Below are 15,694 nucleotides of genomic sequence, written 5' to 3'. Positions count from 1 at the left end.
TAGCTATGAGACTGACATCCAAAGGCCGTTATGCCGTAACCGCTATGCTTGACGTGGCATTGCACTCCCAGGAAGGGCCCGTTCCTCTGGCGGATATTTCTGAGCGCCAAGGGATTTCGCTCTCTTATCTGGAACAACTATTCTCCCGTCTGCGTAAAAATGGCCTGGTGGCCAGCGTGCGTGGGCCGGGCGGTGGTTATCTGCTGGGGAAAGAGGCAAGTGAGATCGCCGTTGGCGCTGTCATCACTGCCGTCGATGAATCGGTAGATGCAACCCGTTGCCAGGGTAAAGAAGGCTGTCAGGGTGGCGATCGCTGTCTGACTCATACCCTGTGGCGCGATCTGAGCGAGCGCATCAGCGGGTTCCTGAACAACATTACGCTGGCAGAACTGGTGAACAACCAGGAAGTGCTGGTGGTGGCGGACCGTCAGAACAACGATACCCGTCGCACGGCCAACGGTCGTCCGCAAGAAACTATCAACGTTAATCTGCGCGCATAAGCAGCTGGCGATATTTTTTTAGTTTTTGGAAGTGATGTACGGAGCACAAGAGCAATGAAATTACCGATTTATCTCGATTACTCAGCAACGACGCCGGTTGACCCGCGCGTTGCCGAGAAAATGATGCAGTTTTTGACCCTGGACGGGACTTTCGGTAACCCGGCTTCCCGTTCCCACCGCTTTGGGTGGCAGGCGGAAGAGGCGGTAGATATCGCCCGTAACCAAATTGCTGAACTGGTTGGCGCTGACCCGCGTGAAATCGTGTTCACTTCCGGAGCGACCGAATCCGACAACCTGGCGATTAAAGGTGCGGCCAATTTCTATCAAAAGAAAGGCAAGCACATCATCACCAGCAAAACCGAACACAAAGCCGTGCTGGACACCTGTCGTCAGCTCGAGCGTGAAGGGTTTGAAGTGACCTACCTGGCGCCGCAGAGCAACGGAATTATCAGTCTGCAGGATCTCGAAGCCGCCATGCGTGAAGACACCATTCTGGTATCGATCATGCACGTGAACAATGAAATCGGCGTGGTGCAGGATATCGAAGCTATCGGCGAAATGTGCCGTGCGCGCGGTATCATTTACCACGTTGACGCTACCCAGAGCGTGGGCAAATTGCCTATCGATCTGAGCAAGCTGAAAGTCGATCTGATGTCGTTCTCCGGCCACAAAATCTATGGTCCGAAAGGCATTGGCGCGCTGTACGTGCGTCGTAAACCGCGTATTCGCATCGAAGCCCAGGTCCACGGCGGCGGTCACGAGCGCGGTATGCGTTCCGGCACCCTGCCAGTGCACCAGATCGCCGGTATGGGCGAAGCCTACCGTATCGCCAAAGAAGAAATGGCGACGGAAATGGCGCGCCTGCGTACGCTGCGCGATCGTCTGTGGAACGGCGTGAAAGATATGGAAGAAGTGTATCTGAACGGCGATCTGGAACACGGCGTTCCGAACATTCTCAACGTCAGCTTCAACTACGTTGAGGGCGAATCGCTGATCATGGCGCTGAAAGACCTGGCCGTCTCTTCAGGTTCCGCCTGTACCTCCGCTAGCCTTGAACCCTCCTACGTGCTGCGCGCGCTGGGGATGACCGACGAGTTGGCGCATAGCTCGATCCGTTTCTCTCTGGGGCGTTTTACCACGGAAGAAGAGATCGATTACACCATTCAACTGGTGCGTAAATCCATCGGCCGCCTGCGCGACCTGTCTCCGCTGTGGGACATGTTCAAACAGGGCGTGGATATCAACAGCATCGAATGGGCACATCATTAATTCTCAGGATTCAGGAGCAAGGTCATGGCTTACAGCGAAAAAGTAATCGATCATTATGAAAACCCACGTAACGTGGGCTCGTTTGACAACGAAGATCCTACCGTCGGTAGCGGCATGGTGGGGGCACCGGCCTGTGGCGACGTGATGAAACTGCAGATCAAAGTCAACAATGAAGGCATCATCGAAGACGCCCGCTTCAAGACTTACGGCTGCGGTTCCGCCATCGCCTCCAGTTCGCTGGTGACCGAATGGATGAAAGGCAAGTCTCTTGATCAGGCCGAAGCGATCAAAAACACTCAGATCGCCGAAGAACTGGAATTGCCGCCGGTTAAAATTCACTGCTCTATTCTGGCTGAAGATGCCATCAAAGCAGCGATCGCCGACTACAAGAGCAAGCACAGCGCCAAGTAGTTTTTGTGTAGGGGCGCTGTATATTGCGCCTGCGTTGATCGGGGCGAAGATATTCGCCCCCTACACCGGTTTGCTCCCCAACACCGGTTTTGCAAGAGGTTGGGGATATTGAGTGTGAGGTTGTGATGTCAATTACCATGAGCGACAGCGCTGCGCAGCGTGTTCAGGCTTTTATGAATAACCGCGGCAAAGGTCTGGGTTTGCGTCTGGGGGTAAGAACCTCCGGCTGCTCCGGGATGGCTTATGTGCTGGAATTTGTTGACGAAATGAACGATGACGACATCGTTTTTGAAAACAAAGGCGTCAAGGTGATCATCGACGGCAAGAGCCTGGTCTACCTTGACGGCACCGAGCTTGATTTCGTTAAGGAAGGCCTGAACGAAGGCTTCAAGTTCAACAACCCCAATGTCTCGAGCGAGTGCGGCTGCGGCGAAAGCTTCAACGTCTGACAGCCCATCGTGCTCCCCCGCGTGCTGCGGGGGAACTCCATCCGATAACGCCCAGAGCACGCTATGGATTATTTTACTTTATTCGGGCTGCCAGTTCGCTATTCCGTGGACGGCGGCCTGCTTGCCTCTCGCTATCAGGATTTGCAGCGCCAATTCCATCCCGATCGCAATGCCCTCCAGCCAGAACGCGAACGCCTGATGGCGTTGCAGCAGGCGGCGACCATTAATGAAGCCTACCAAACGCTGAAGCACCCATTAAAACGCGCGGAGTATATGCTATCTTTGCACGGTTTTGATTTGGGTAATGAGCAGCACACTGTGCGCGATACCGCGTTCCTGATGGAACAGTTGGAACTGCGTGAAGAGCTCGATGCCATTGAACGCAAAGCGGATGCAGAAAGCCTGCTGGCCGATTTTGGCGCGCGGGTGAACGAGACGGTCAAACAGCGCAGCGCGCTGATGGTACAGCAGTTGGATAGCCAGCAGTGGTCCGAAGCCGCCGACACCGTGCGTAAGCTGCGCTTTTTGGACAAACTCCAGCAACAGGTTGAACAACTCGAAGAAAAACTGCTGGGTTTTGAGTAATACATTCTGATTGTGGAAGCTTCAATATGGCCTTATTACAAATTAGCGAGCCTGGCCTCAGCGCCGCACCGCACCAGCGCCGTCTGGCTGCCGGTATTGATTTAGGCACCACCAATTCTCTGGTCGCCACGGTACGCAGTGGGCAGGCGGAAACCCTGGCCGACGCGCAGGGGCGCGATTTATTGCCTTCGGTGGTGCACTATCAGACTGACGGGTTGCGCGTAGGTTGGGAAGCGCGCCAGCAAGCGGCGCAGGATCCGGCCAATACCATCAGCTCGATCAAACGCATGATGGGCCGCTCGCTGGCCGACGTTCAGCAGCGTTACCCGAACCTGCCGTACCAATTCCAGCCCAGCGATAACGGCCTGCCGATGATTGTCACCGCAGCCGGTCTGGTTAATCCGGTAGGCGTTTCCGCCGACATCCTCAGGGCACTTTCCGCTCGCGCGCAAACGGCGCTGGAAGGGGAGCTCGACGGTGTCGTGATCACCGTACCCGCTTATTTTGACGATGCACAGCGCCAGGGCACCAAAGACGCTGCTCGTCTGGCCGGCCTGCATGTGCTGCGCCTGCTGAACGAACCGACCGCCGCGGCGATTGCCTATGGCCTGGATTCTGGTCAGGAAGGCACCATTGCGGTTTATGATCTGGGCGGCGGAACCTTCGATATTTCCATTCTGCGCCTGAGCCGTGGGGTGTTTGAAGTGCTGGCCACCGGCGGGGATTCTGCGCTGGGCGGTGATGACTTTGACCACCTGCTGGCCGACTGGCTGCGCGAGCGGGCCGGCGTGGCCGATCGCAGCGATCATGGCCTCCAGCGCCAGTTATTGGATGCGGCTATCGCCGCCAAAATTGCGTTGAGCGATGCCGACAGCGTCAGCATCGACGTGGCCAACTGGCAAGGCGAAGTGACCCGCGCGCAGTTCGATGCGCTGATAGCGCCACTGGTTAAACGCACCCTGATGGCCTGCCGCCGCGCGCTGAAAGACGCCGGTGTCAGCGCGGAAGAGGTGCTTGAAGTGGTGATGGTGGGCGGCTCCACTCGCGTGCCGCTGGTGCGTGAGCAGGTGGGAGCCTTTTTTGGCCGTACGCCGCTGACGTCTATCGATCCGGACAAAGTGGTCGCCATCGGCGCGGCGATCCAGGCCGATATCCTGGTGGGTAACAAGCCGGACAGCGACATGCTGTTGCTGGACGTGATCCCGCTGTCGCTCGGGCTGGAAACCATGGGCGGTCTGGTCGAGAAAGTGATCCCGCGCAACACCACCATTCCGGTGGCGCGCGCGCAGGAATTCACCACCTTTAAAGACGGCCAGAGCGCGATGATGATCCACGTGTTGCAGGGTGAACGTGAGCTGGTGCAGGATTGCCGCTCATTGGCGCGCTTCTCGCTGCGCGGTTTACCGCCCATGCCTGCCGGGGGCGCACATATTCGCGTCACCTTCCAGGTGGACGCGGACGGCCTGCTGAGCGTCACGGCGATGGAGAAATCCACCGGCGTTGAGGCTTCGATCCAGGTGAAGCCGTCTTATGGCCTGTCCGACGGCGAGATCGCCGACATGATCAAAGACTCGATGGCCAATGCGCACAGCGACGTTGGCGCGCGCATGCTGGCGGAACAGCGGGTAGAGGCATCGCGGGTGCTGGAAAGCCTGCAGGGCGCCCTGGCCAGCGATGCCGCCTTGCTGAGCGAAGCTGAAAGTACGGCGATCGCCGCTGCGGTGGAAGGCCTGCAACAGGCGACGCAGGGCACCGATCCTGCCGCCATTGAAGCCGCAATTAAAACATTAGATGCACAAACGCAAGATTTTGCCGCGCGCCGTATGGATGCTTCCATTCGCCGCGCGCTGGCTGGCCATTCTGTGGATGAGGTTTAATCATGCCTAAAATTGTTTTCCTGCCCCATCAAGATCTGTGCCCGGAGGGGGCAGTACTGGAAGCCGAGCAAGGCGAATCGATCCTTAACGTTGCCCTGCGCAACGGGATTGAAATCGAACACGCCTGCGAGAAATCCTGCGCCTGTACCACTTGCCACTGCATCGTGCGCGAAGGCTTTGATTCGCTTGAAGAGAGCAGCGAGCTGGAAGACGACATGCTGGACAAGGCCTGGGGTCTGGAGCCGGAAAGCCGCCTGAGCTGCCAGGCTCTGGTCGCCGATGAAGACCTGGTGGTAGAAATGCCGCGTTATACCGTTAACCATGCGCGTGAGCATTAATTGCTAGTCGCGGCGCAGAGCTGGAGATCATAATGGGACTGAAGTGGACCGACAGCCGTGAAATCGGCGAAGCCCTGTACGACCAATACCCGGATACCGATCCGAAAACCGTACGCTTTACCGACATGCATCAGTGGATTTGCGATCTCGAAGAGTTCGACGATGATCCTCAGGCTTCCAACGAAAAAATACTGGAAGCGATTCTGCTGGTCTGGTTAGATGAAGCGGAGTAAATAGCGTAACGGGCTGCCTTGGGCGGCCCGTTTATTTTGTATCCGACAAGATTAATAAAAGAATAATCCGGAGTGAGAAGGCTATGACAACTGAAATTATGCTGGTAACGCTGTCGCACCAACCTGCGGACGCTCGCTGGGGCGAGAAAGCGTTGCTGAGCACCAATGCGGAAGGGATGACCATTCACCTGACCGGCAACGACAAGCTGGGCAGCGTTCAGCGCGCCGCGCGTAAAATCGACGGTCAGGGCATCAAAAAAGTGAAGCTGGCCGGTGAAGGCTGGGATCTGGAAAACAGCTGGGCATTCTGGCAGGGGTTCCGTGGGCCGAAAGGCAAACGCAGCGTCGAGTGGGCAGAACTGCCGGAAGCCGACCGTAAAGAGCTGGAACAGCGCCTGAAGATTGTTGACTGGGTACGCGACACCATCAATATGCCGGCAGAAGATCTGGGGCCGGAACAACTGGCCACCCGCGCCGTCGATCTGCTGTGTGATGTCGGCTGCGATGCCGTCAGTTACCGCATCACCAAGGGTGAAGATCTGCGCGAGCAAAACTACGCCGGCCTTCACACCGTGGGCCGCGGTTCCGACCGTTCCCCTGTGCTGCTGGCGTTGGATTTCAACCCGACCGGCAACCCGGATGCACCGGTATTCGCTTGCCTGGTGGGGAAAGGCATCACTTTTGACACCGGCGGCTACAGCCTGAAACAAAGTGCCTTTATGGACTCGATGAAGTCCGACATGGGCGGTGCAGCCACCATTACCGGCGCACTGGCGCTGGCTGCCGCTCGCGGCCTGAAGCAGCGCGTTAAGCTGTTCCTGTGCTGTGCCGACAACATGGTCAGCGGCAATGCCTTCAAACTGGGCGACATCATTCGCTATCGCAACGGCAAAACCGTTGAGGTGATGAATACCGATGCGGAAGGGCGTTTGGTGCTGGCTGATGGCCTGATTGACGCGTCCGAGCAAAACCCCGAGCTGATTATCGACTGCGCCACCCTGACCGGCGCGGCGAAAACGGCGGTAGGTAACGATTACCATGCGCTGTTCAGCTTTGACGATGCGCTGGCGCAGGAACTGTTGACCAGCGCGGCTGCGGAGCAAGAACCTTTCTGGCGCCTGCCGCTGGCCGAGTTCCACCGCAGCCAATTGCCGTCCAATTTTGCCGAGCTGAACAACGTGGCCGGCCCGGCTTACACCGCCGGCGCCAGCACCGCGGCCGCCTTCCTGTCGCATTTCGTGAAAAACTATCAGCAAGGCTGGTTGCACATCGACTGTTCCGCGACCTACCGCAAAGGCGCGGTCGATCAGTGGTCTGCCGGCGCGACCGGTCTGGGCGTGCGGACTCTGGCCAATCTGCTGCTGAGCAAAGCCAAATAATTGAAAGCCCGCAGCGGCGGGCGGTAGAATATGGTTTATCCTCGGGGCCCAGCATGCTGGGCCCCGTTATTTAATTGCTGGAGTTTGCCATGAGTTCCCATCATCACGATGCCGCCCCGGGCGAGAACGAGCTTGAACGTCTGCTGAAGCTGGCGGTGACGGAGCCGGCCCATCGCCCGGCGTTTTTCCGCGAGTTGCTCGATGCCACGGTATTGATTCTCGGCGACAGCGATCAGGTGCAGCAGGACGGCGACATTACGCTGAATGCCGATACTCCGGTGAATATCCAGCACTGGGAAAAACAGGACGGCGGCAGCATCATTCCGTTCTTCTCCTCGCTGGAGGCGTTGCAGAAAGCCGTCGAAGATGAACAGCCGTTTATCGCCATGCCGGCGCGGGTATTGTTCGAGATTACCGAAGGCGCGGATCTGTTCCTTAATCCGAAAGCCGAGTACGGCAAAGAGTTCTACCCCGAGGAAGTCGCGATGCTGCTGGCTACCGGCGGTGTAGCCAAGCCTGCGGAACGCTATGTCGACAAGGATACCCAGATCCTGCTGGGCCAGCCGGAGGAATATCCGTCGGCGATGGTGGATGCGTTGACCACGCTGTTCAGCCAGCGCAAACCGGTACGCCGCGCGTTTCTGGCGCTGATGCATGATCAGGCGGTGGATGAAAAGCCTAACCTGCTGGTGGGGCTGGAAGTGGATGGCGATCAAGGCGATATCGAAGCCTTGATCAACGAAGCCGGCAGCGTGGCCAGCGAAACGGCACCCAACGACGAACCGGTGGATTTTTGTCTGGTGTCGGAAAAAGAGCGTGGGGTCAGCCATTATCTGATCACCCATACTCAACCTTTCTATCAGCGCCGCTGGGGCAGCTGGTTGCGTAACATCATTCCTTCCACTGACAAAACGCAGTAACCCTTCTTTTGCTACCGTGCGGCGCGCAGCCCGCCGGTAGCGCTCGGTTTTCTATCTATCATGTTGTTTTAAAAACAAATAATGCTAATGGTGACCAGTAACGTTACGCAGTGTGATCGGCGTAACAGTTCTTTGCATAGCGCTTCGCCATTACGCTCGACACAGATTGAAATGTTTCACGGCTTGGGGAGCAGCGCTGCTATTATTCATCCATATCCGGATATTGCGCCGACGAGCCGCGCAAAGGCTGCCAGGGAGTTAAACGATGAAACCATGCCGTTCAGGGGCATTCGCGTCAGGCAAGAAATTTTGTCAGGGGATCGCATTGGCGGGGGGCTTGCTGCTGCTGGCCGCCTGTGATGATGGCGGTCAAAAAACAGCCGTGGCGCAAGCCGATGGGGCGACGAGCAGCGCCACCCAGGCGAAACGGCCGGATGCCGCCGCACTGGCGGTGCTGGCGAAACGCGACGCAGGCAAGCCGCTGGCGTTGCTGGATGCTTCCGAACTGCAACTCGATGGCGCCAGCGCTATGGTGCTGACGTTTTCTTTGCCGCTGGATCCGAATCAGGATTTCGCCGCGCGGGTGCACCTGGTCGACAGCGTCAGCGGTAAAATCGACGGTGCCTGGGAGCTGTCGGATAACCTGATGGAGCTGCGGCTGCGTCATCTGCAACCCAACCGCAAGCTGGTGCTGACCGTTGAAGGCGGCCTGAAAGCGGTCAACGGCGCCGAACTGGGCCAACAACAGCAACAAACCCTCGCCACCCGCGATATCAAACCCAGCGTCGGCTTTGCCGGCAAAGGCTCGCTGCTGCCGACCAAATTGGCGCAGGGGTTACCGGTGATGGCGCTGAACGTCGACAACGTGGACGTTAACTTCTTTCGGGTGAAGGCCGATGCCTTACCGGCGTTCCTGGCCAACTGGGAATATCGCAACGCGCTTTCCAGCTGGGAGTCGGAGGAGCTGTTGAAAATGGCCGACCTGGTCTACAGCGGCCGTTTCGATCTCAACCCGCAACGCAATACCCGCGAACGCCTGCTGTTGCCACTGAACGGCATAGAGGCATTGCAGCAGCCCGGCGTTTATTTGGCGGTGATGCAGCAGGCCGGTCATTACGGTTACACCAATCCGGCGACCTTGTTCACTCTCAGCGATATCGGCGTTTCGCTGCACAGCTACCACGATCGTCTGGATATCTTTACCCAGGGGTTGGAAGGCGGCGCGGCGCTAAGCGCGGTTGAGCTGCGCCTGCTGGATGAAAAAGGCCAAACCCTGGCCCAGGGCACGACCGATAAGCAAGGGCACGCTCAACTGGCGAAAAACAGCAAGGCGCGCTTGTTGCTGGCTACCCAACAGGGCCAAACCAGCATGATAGATCTCTCGACGCCGGCGCTGGATCTGGCCGAGTTTGATATCGCTGGGCCGGAAGGCTACAGCAAACAGTTCTTCGCCTTTGGCCCGCGCGATCTGTACCGGCCGGGTGAAACGCTGATCGTCAACGCTTTGCTGCGCGATGCCGACGGCAAGCCGCTGCCGGCCCAACCGGTGAAGGTGGATATCGTCAAGCCGGACGATCAGGTGGCACGTAGCTTTGTCTGGCAGCCGCAGGACGGCTTGTATCAATACCAATATCAAATCCCCGAGGGCGGGCCGACCGGCAACTGGTCGCTGCGCTTTAATCTGGGGGACAACCAGCCGCGGCTTTACGGCTTCAAGGTTGAGGATTTCCTGCCGGAGCGCATGGCGCTCGACATCACCGCACAGAAAACCCCGCTGCAACCCGACGCGCAACTGGTGTTTGACGTCACTGGCCGCTATCTGTACGGTGCGCCGGCTTCCGGCAATCGCCTGCAAGGACAGGTGTTCCTGCGGCCCCAGCGTGAGGCGGTCAGCAGCCTGCCGGGTTATGAATTTGGCTCGGTGACGGAAGAAAGCCTGTCGCGCAATATGGACGAGTTCGATCAGGCGCTGGACAGTGCGGGCAAGGCGCAGGTGGCGGTAGACAGCAGTTGGGCCGAGGTGAAATCCCCGTTGAAAGCGATCCTGCAGGCCAGCCTGCTGGAGTCCGGCGGCCGCCCGGTAACGCGTCGCGCCGAACAGGCGATCTGGCCTGCCGATGCGCTGCCCGGCATTCGGCCGCTGTTCAACAAACAACAGATTTATGACTACCGCAGCGACAGCTATCAGGCTCAACCGGTCGTGGATGAAAACACCCAGGCCGGCTTTGATATCGTTTACGCCAATGCCGCCGGGGAGAAGCTGGCGGCCAGCGGGCTGAAGGCCCGGCTGGTGCGTGAGCGCCGCGACTATTACTGGCAATGGTCGGAAGGGGAAGGCTGGCAGTCGCTGTATGACAAGAAAGATCTGCCGCTGGCGGAACAGACTTTGGATATTGCCGCCAACGGCAGCGCCAAGGTGAGTTTCCCGGTGGAATGGGGCGCGTATCGCATTGAAGTGGTGGATCCGCAGAGCAACCTGATCACCAGCCTGCGATTCTGGGCAGGTTACAGCTGGCAAGACAACACCAACGGCAGCGGCGCGGTGCGGCCGGACCAGGTGAAGCTGAAGCTGGACAAGCCGGCCTATAAGCCGGGCGAAAAAGTAAAACTGCATATTGAAGCGCCGGCCGCCGGCAAGGGGTATTTGCTGGTGGAATCCAGCGATGGCCCGTTGTGGTGGCAGGAACTGGAGGTGCCGGCCGGTGGTGCCGATGTCGAGGTGCCGATTAACCAGGAGTGGAAGCGCCACGATCTGTATCTCAGCGCGCTGGTGATCCGCCCTGGTGACAAACAGCAGCAATCGACGCCGAAGCGGGCGGTGGGTCTGTTGCATCTGCCGCTGGTGGATGAAGGGCGCAAGCTGGCGTTAACGCTGGAGGCGCCGCAGCGCATGCGACCGAATCAGACGCTGACGGTGAAGGTCAAGGCGGCCCATAGCGAGGGCAAACCGCCGCAGCAAATCAACGTACTGCTCTCCGCCGTGGACAGCGGCATTCTCAATATAACCGACTACGCGACGCCGGACCCGTATCAGGCATTCTTTGGCCGCAAGCGCTACAGCGCCGATCAGTACGATGTCTACGGTCAGTTGATTGAGGGGAAAGGGCGCCTGGCCAACCTGCGTTACGGCGGTGACGGCGACGAAGAAGATGCGTTGTCGCGCGGCGGTAAAAAACCTATTACCACGGTGACCATCGTGGCCCAACAGGCGCAGCCGGTTAAGCTGGACGCCAAGGGCGAGGGCGAGATCCAGATCGCCATTCCGGATTTCAACGGCGAACTGCGGCTGATGGCGCAAGCGTGGAGCGACGAAGACTTCGGCAAGGCGGAGGCCAAAACCCTGGTCGCCGCACCGGTGGTGGCAGAGCTGGCGACGCCGCGTTTCCTGGCCGGGGGCGACAGCACCCAGTTGGCATTGGACGTCAGCAATCTGTCCGGCCAGCCGCAGACGCTGACGGTGAAATTGGCCGCCAGCGGATTGGTGGCGCTGCAAGGTGCGGGCGAACAACAGGTCAGCCTGGCAAACGGCGAACGCACTACGCTGCAGATACCGGTGCAGGCGCTGGTAGGCTTTGGCCAGGGTGAGGTGGCGCTGAGTGTCAGCGGCCTGACGCTGCCGGGTGAAACGTTGAAAGATTATCAGCATACTTGGAAGATTGGCGTGCGGCCGGCTTACCCGGCGCAGACCCGCCAGTTCGCCAGCGTGATCCGCGCCGGTGAAAGCTGGAGCCTGCCGGCCGATGCCGCCGCCGGCCTGGTGCCGACAACCCTGGAGGGGCAATGGCTGTTAACCAGCAGACCGCCGATTAATCTGGCGCGTTATATCAGCGAGCTTTACGCCTATCCGTACGGTTGCCTGGAACAAACGACCAGCGGGCTTTATCCGTCGCTGTATACCAACCGGGCGCAACTGAGCGCATTGGGCATCAAAACCGGCAGTGATGAAAACCGCCGCAGCAGCATCGATGCCGGCATTGAGCACTTGCTCAGCATGCAGCGCTTTAACGGCGGCTTTGGCCTGTGGAACCGCGACAGCCAGGAAGAGTTCTGGTTGACCGCCTACGCCACAGACTTCCTGTTCCGCGCCAGCGAGCAGAATTACAGCGTTCCGGCCGATGCATTGACCGCGGCCAATAACCGCCTGCAGCGCTATTTACAGGACCGCAACCAGATCGACGTCGCCTATACCCCGTTCCCTGATCACACCCGCTTTGCGGTGCAGGCCTATGCCGGATTGGTGCTGGCGCGTCAACAGCAGGCGCCGCTTGGCGCACTGCGGCAGCTGTATGAACGCCGTGCCGACGCTCGCTCAGGCTTGCCGCTGGTGCAGCTTGGCGTCGCGCTGAAGCTGATGGGGGATATGCCGCGCGCCAATCAGGCGATCGAACAAGGGTTGGCGACACAACGCAACGCCAAGGATTATTGGCTGGAAGATTACGGCAGCCCGCTGCGTGACGATGCGATGATCCTGGCGCTGCTGACCGAAAATAATCTGCTGCCGGCGGTACGCGACCAGCGCTTGCTGTCGCTGTCCGAGCGGCTTAACGGCGAGCGTTATCTGTCCACGCAGGAGAGCAATGCCCTGTTCCTGGCGGCGCGTAACCTGATCGGCAGTGCCGAAACGCCGTGGCAGGCGCAAATGGCACAGGGCAAGACGCTGTCCGGCAGCCAGGCTCTGACGCAAAGCTTGTCCGCCGAGCAGGTGGTCGCGGGGCTGCAATTCACCAATACCGGCAGCGGTACGCTGTACAGCCGCGCCGATCTGGTCGGTTACCCTGAACAGGCGCCGCAGCCGCAGAGCAACGTGCTGAACATTCGCCGTGAATTCCTGGGATTGGACGGCAAACCTGTGGATCTGACCCAGTTGAAAAGCGGACAGCTGATTCTGGTGCATCTGGATGTCTGGGCCGATAACGCGGTGCCGGACGCGCTGGTCGTCGATCTGCTGCCGGCCGGTCTGGAGCTGGAAAACCAGAATCTGGGGGACAGCAGCGCCAGCCTGGGCGAAAGCGCCAGCAGCGTGACCGAACTGTTGCAGGACATGCAGCAGGCCGATATCAAGCACCAGGAGTTCCGCGACGATCGCTACGTGGCGGCGGTGAATATCGACGGCTACCGTCATACCACGCTGCTGTATCTGGCGCGGGCGGTGACGCCGGGCGCCTATCTGGTGCCGGCGCCGCAGGTTGAGTCGATGTATGTGCCTGCCTGGCGTGCGTTGGGCGCTACGCCGCCGCGACTTGAGATTGCCCGATGACCTACCCTGTCCCGCCCCGGAGGTTTAGCCGGTGGCGGGGCAAGGGAGCGATGTTTTCCTTATGACTCTCTTCCTCGCCCATTTGCGTCGCCGCGGGTTAATTTGGCTGCTGGTGATTTTACTGCCGCCCGCTTTGCTGTGGCTGGCGGACCGGCTGTGGCCGTTGCCGCTGAAAGATGCCGAGATGGCCCGAGTGGTGGTGGCGGAAGACGGCACGCCGCTGTGGCGCTATGCCGACGGCGACGGCGTGTGGCGTTATCCGGTGACGTTGCAGCAGGTGTCGCCCTATTATCTGCAAGCGTTGCTGACCTATGAGGACCGCTGGTTTTATCGGCACCCCGGTATCAACCCGTTGTCGCTGGCTCGCGCCGCCTGGCAGGACCTGCGCAATGGGCAGATTGTTTCCGGCGGCAGTACGCTGTCGATGCAGGTGGCGCGCCTTATCGATCCCCATCCGCGCACGCTGGCCGGCAAATTACGGCAGGTGTGGCGTACCGCACAGCTGGAATGGCATTTATCTAAGGATCAAATCCTCGAAATCTACCTTAACCGGGCGCCCTATGGCGGCACGTTGCAGGGGATTGGCGCGGCAAGCTGGACCTATCTGGGCAAACCGCCTTCGGCACTCACGCGTGGAGAAGCGGCCTTGCTGGCGGTATTGCCGCAAGCGCCAAGCCGTTTGCGGCCGGATCGTTATCCGGAACGGGCGCAGGCCGCACGGGACAAGGTGCTGGAGCGGCTGGCGCATTACCGCGTTTGGCCGGCGCGGCAGGTGAATGAAATTCGTCAGGAAGCCTTGTGGCTGGCGCCGCGTCAGGTGCCGCAGCTAGCGCCGTTGCTGGCACGGCGCATGACGCAGGGTAACCGCAGCCAGGTCGTAACGACCACGCTGGACGCCACGTTACAGCGACGGCTTGAAGAACTGGCGCGCGGCTGGAAGAGCCAGCTGCCGGAAAAAACCTCGGTTGGCGTGCTGGTGGTCGATCACACCAACATGAAGGTGCGCGCCTACCTGGGTTCGTTGGATTTTAATGACAACGGCCGTTTTGGTCATGTTGATATGGTGGCGGCATGGCGTTCGCCGGGATCGACGCTCAAACCCTTTTTGTATGGGCTGGCGCTGGACGATGGGCTAATCCACGCTGAATCGCTGTTGCAGGATGTGCCGCGTCGCTTCGGCGATTACCGGCCCGGCAATTTTGATACCGGCTTTCACGGTCCGGTCAGCGCCAGCGAGGCACTGGCGCGCTCGCTCAATCTGCCGGCGGTGCAGTTGCTGGAGGCTTACGGTCCAAAACGTTTTGCCGCGAATTTACGCAACGTAGGCGTGGAGCTGCGGCTGCCGGCCCACGCCGAACCGAGCCTGGCGTTGATTCTGGGCGGAGCCGGCGCGCGCTTGGATCAGTTGGTCGCCGGGTTCAGCGCATTGGCCCGGCAAGGCAAAGTGGCACCGCTGCGTTTTACGCCTCGGCAAGGGCTTTACGATCGCCAGTTGCTGTCGCCGGGCGCAGCCTGGATTGTGCGGCGCATATTGGCGGGAGAAGCGCGCCCGTTACCGGATGACGTGCTGCCTGCCAGCGTACCGCTGGCGTGGAAAACCGGCACCAGTTACGGCTACCGCGACGCCTGGGCGATTGGCGTTAACGCCCGTTACACGCTGGGCATATGGGTTGGGCGACCGGACGGCACGCCGGTGGCCGGGCAGTTCGGTTTCGCCACGGCGGTACCGTTGCTAAACCAGGTCAATAATTTGCTGCTGACTTCTTTGCGCCAGCGCGGGCAAGGGATCCCGACCGATCCGCGCCCGGCGAGCGTCAGCCGCGCGGAGATCTGCTGGCCCGGTGGGCAGCCGCTTGCCGCCGGGGACAGTAACTGTCGCCAGCGGCGCCTGAGCTGGATCCTCGACGGAACCCTGCCGCCGACGCTGTCTGCACCGGGCCAGGAAAGCGCGTTGGGTAGCCAACCCCTGGTGTGGCTGAACGCTCGCGGGCTGCGCGTGGCGGCGGATTGCCCGGGGGCGGTGGCGCATCGTTTGGCGCTGTGGCCAACGCCGCTGGAACCGTGGTTGCCGCCGGCGGAACGCCGCACCCAACGTTTGCCGGCCGTCGATCCGCTGTGCCCGCCCTTGCAACAACAGGAGGCGCCGCCGCTGCTGATGCTGGGCGTACGCGACGGCGCGATACTGCGTCGCTTGCCGGGTAAAAATGCGCTTGATTTGCGGGTTAGCGCCCAGGGAGGCAGCGGGCAGCGCTGGTGGTTCCTGAACGGCCAGTTGGTGGGGGAAGGGGAGTCGCTGTTGCAGACGCTGACGCAGCCGGGCCGCTACCAGCTCAGCCTGCTGGATGAGAGTGGTCAGGTGGCGCTACGCGGTTTTAGCCTCGATTAAGCCGGTTTTTCACCTTCGGCCCGCAGGGCGCACAGTGAAGAATGAAGATAATAATTTTTAATGAAATGTTGATTTTCCCGTAGGCAAGCG

The 15,694-nt window shown here is 59.9% G+C and carries 12 protein-coding genes; all 12 read left to right on the top strand.

What is annotated here, in order from left to right; translation table 11 throughout:
- Positions 1 to 5 precede the first annotated feature (5 nt).
- The 12 genes from iscR to pbpC all read left to right on the top strand — a co-directional run bounded on the left by iscR (position 6) and on the right by pbpC (position 15,604).
- Positions 6 to 500, top strand: a complete 495-nt coding sequence (gene iscR, locus ACUTQW_RS20100; RefSeq protein ID WP_004952096.1) for a Fe-S cluster assembly transcriptional regulator IscR — start codon at positions 6 to 8, stop codon at positions 498 to 500.
- A gap of 54 nt (positions 501 to 554) precedes the next feature.
- A complete protein-coding gene (locus ACUTQW_RS20095; RefSeq protein WP_004952093.1) occupies positions 555 to 1,769 on the top strand; it encodes an IscS subfamily cysteine desulfurase in 1,215 nt (404 codons plus the stop codon).
- Positions 1,770 to 1,793: 24 nt separating this feature from the next.
- Positions 1,794 to 2,180, top strand: coding sequence for a Fe-S cluster assembly scaffold IscU (gene iscU / locus ACUTQW_RS20090; protein WP_004952090.1), 387 nt, complete (start codon positions 1,794 to 1,796; stop codon positions 2,178 to 2,180).
- A 125-nt stretch (positions 2,181 to 2,305) separates the two neighbouring features.
- Positions 2,306 to 2,629, top strand: coding sequence for an iron-sulfur cluster assembly protein IscA (gene iscA, locus ACUTQW_RS20085; protein ID WP_004952089.1), 324 nt, complete (start codon positions 2,306 to 2,308; stop codon positions 2,627 to 2,629).
- Positions 2,630 to 2,692: 63 nt separating this feature from the next.
- Positions 2,693 to 3,214 (top strand): co-chaperone HscB, encoded by a 522-nt coding sequence (gene hscB, locus ACUTQW_RS20080; protein WP_004952088.1) that lies wholly within the window; start codon positions 2,693 to 2,695, stop codon positions 3,212 to 3,214.
- A 26-nt stretch (positions 3,215 to 3,240) separates the two neighbouring features.
- Positions 3,241 to 5,091: a Fe-S protein assembly chaperone HscA gene (gene hscA, locus ACUTQW_RS20075; RefSeq protein WP_064799719.1), complete on the top strand. Its 1,851-nt coding sequence runs from the start codon at positions 3,241 to 3,243 to the stop codon at positions 5,089 to 5,091.
- 2 nt (positions 5,092 to 5,093) lie between these two features.
- Positions 5,094 to 5,429, top strand: a complete 336-nt coding sequence (gene fdx, locus ACUTQW_RS20070; RefSeq protein WP_004952086.1) for an ISC system 2Fe-2S type ferredoxin — start codon at positions 5,094 to 5,096, stop codon at positions 5,427 to 5,429.
- Between the two features lie 32 nt (positions 5,430 to 5,461).
- The gene (iscX, locus tag ACUTQW_RS20065) at positions 5,462 to 5,662 is read left to right on the top strand and encodes a Fe-S cluster assembly protein IscX (RefSeq protein ID WP_006327336.1); all 201 of its coding nucleotides are present in this window, start codon (positions 5,462 to 5,464) and stop codon (positions 5,660 to 5,662) included.
- A gap of 83 nt (positions 5,663 to 5,745) precedes the next feature.
- Positions 5,746 to 7,041, top strand: a complete 1,296-nt coding sequence (gene pepB, locus ACUTQW_RS20060; RefSeq protein ID WP_062868290.1) for an aminopeptidase PepB — start codon at positions 5,746 to 5,748, stop codon at positions 7,039 to 7,041.
- Between the two features lie 89 nt (positions 7,042 to 7,130).
- Entirely contained in the window at positions 7,131 to 7,961 is an 831-nt protein-coding gene (gene sseB, locus ACUTQW_RS20055) for an enhanced serine sensitivity protein SseB (RefSeq protein ID WP_004952083.1), read from the top strand.
- 265 nt (positions 7,962 to 8,226) lie between these two features.
- Positions 8,227 to 13,218 carry an alpha-2-macroglobulin family protein gene (locus ACUTQW_RS20050; protein ID WP_445654955.1) on the top strand — a complete coding sequence of 1,664 codons (4,992 nt, stop codon included), beginning with the start codon at positions 8,227 to 8,229 and terminating at the stop codon, positions 13,216 to 13,218.
- Positions 13,219 to 13,279: 61 nt separating this feature from the next.
- A complete protein-coding gene (gene pbpC / locus ACUTQW_RS20045; RefSeq protein ID WP_445654954.1) occupies positions 13,280 to 15,604 on the top strand; it encodes a peptidoglycan glycosyltransferase PbpC in 2,325 nt (774 codons plus the stop codon).
- Positions 15,605 to 15,694 lie beyond the last annotated feature (90 nt).

Source organism: Serratia sp. TSA_7, from assembly GCF_052692135.1.
This window is presented reverse-complemented; position numbering and strand designations above follow the sequence as displayed.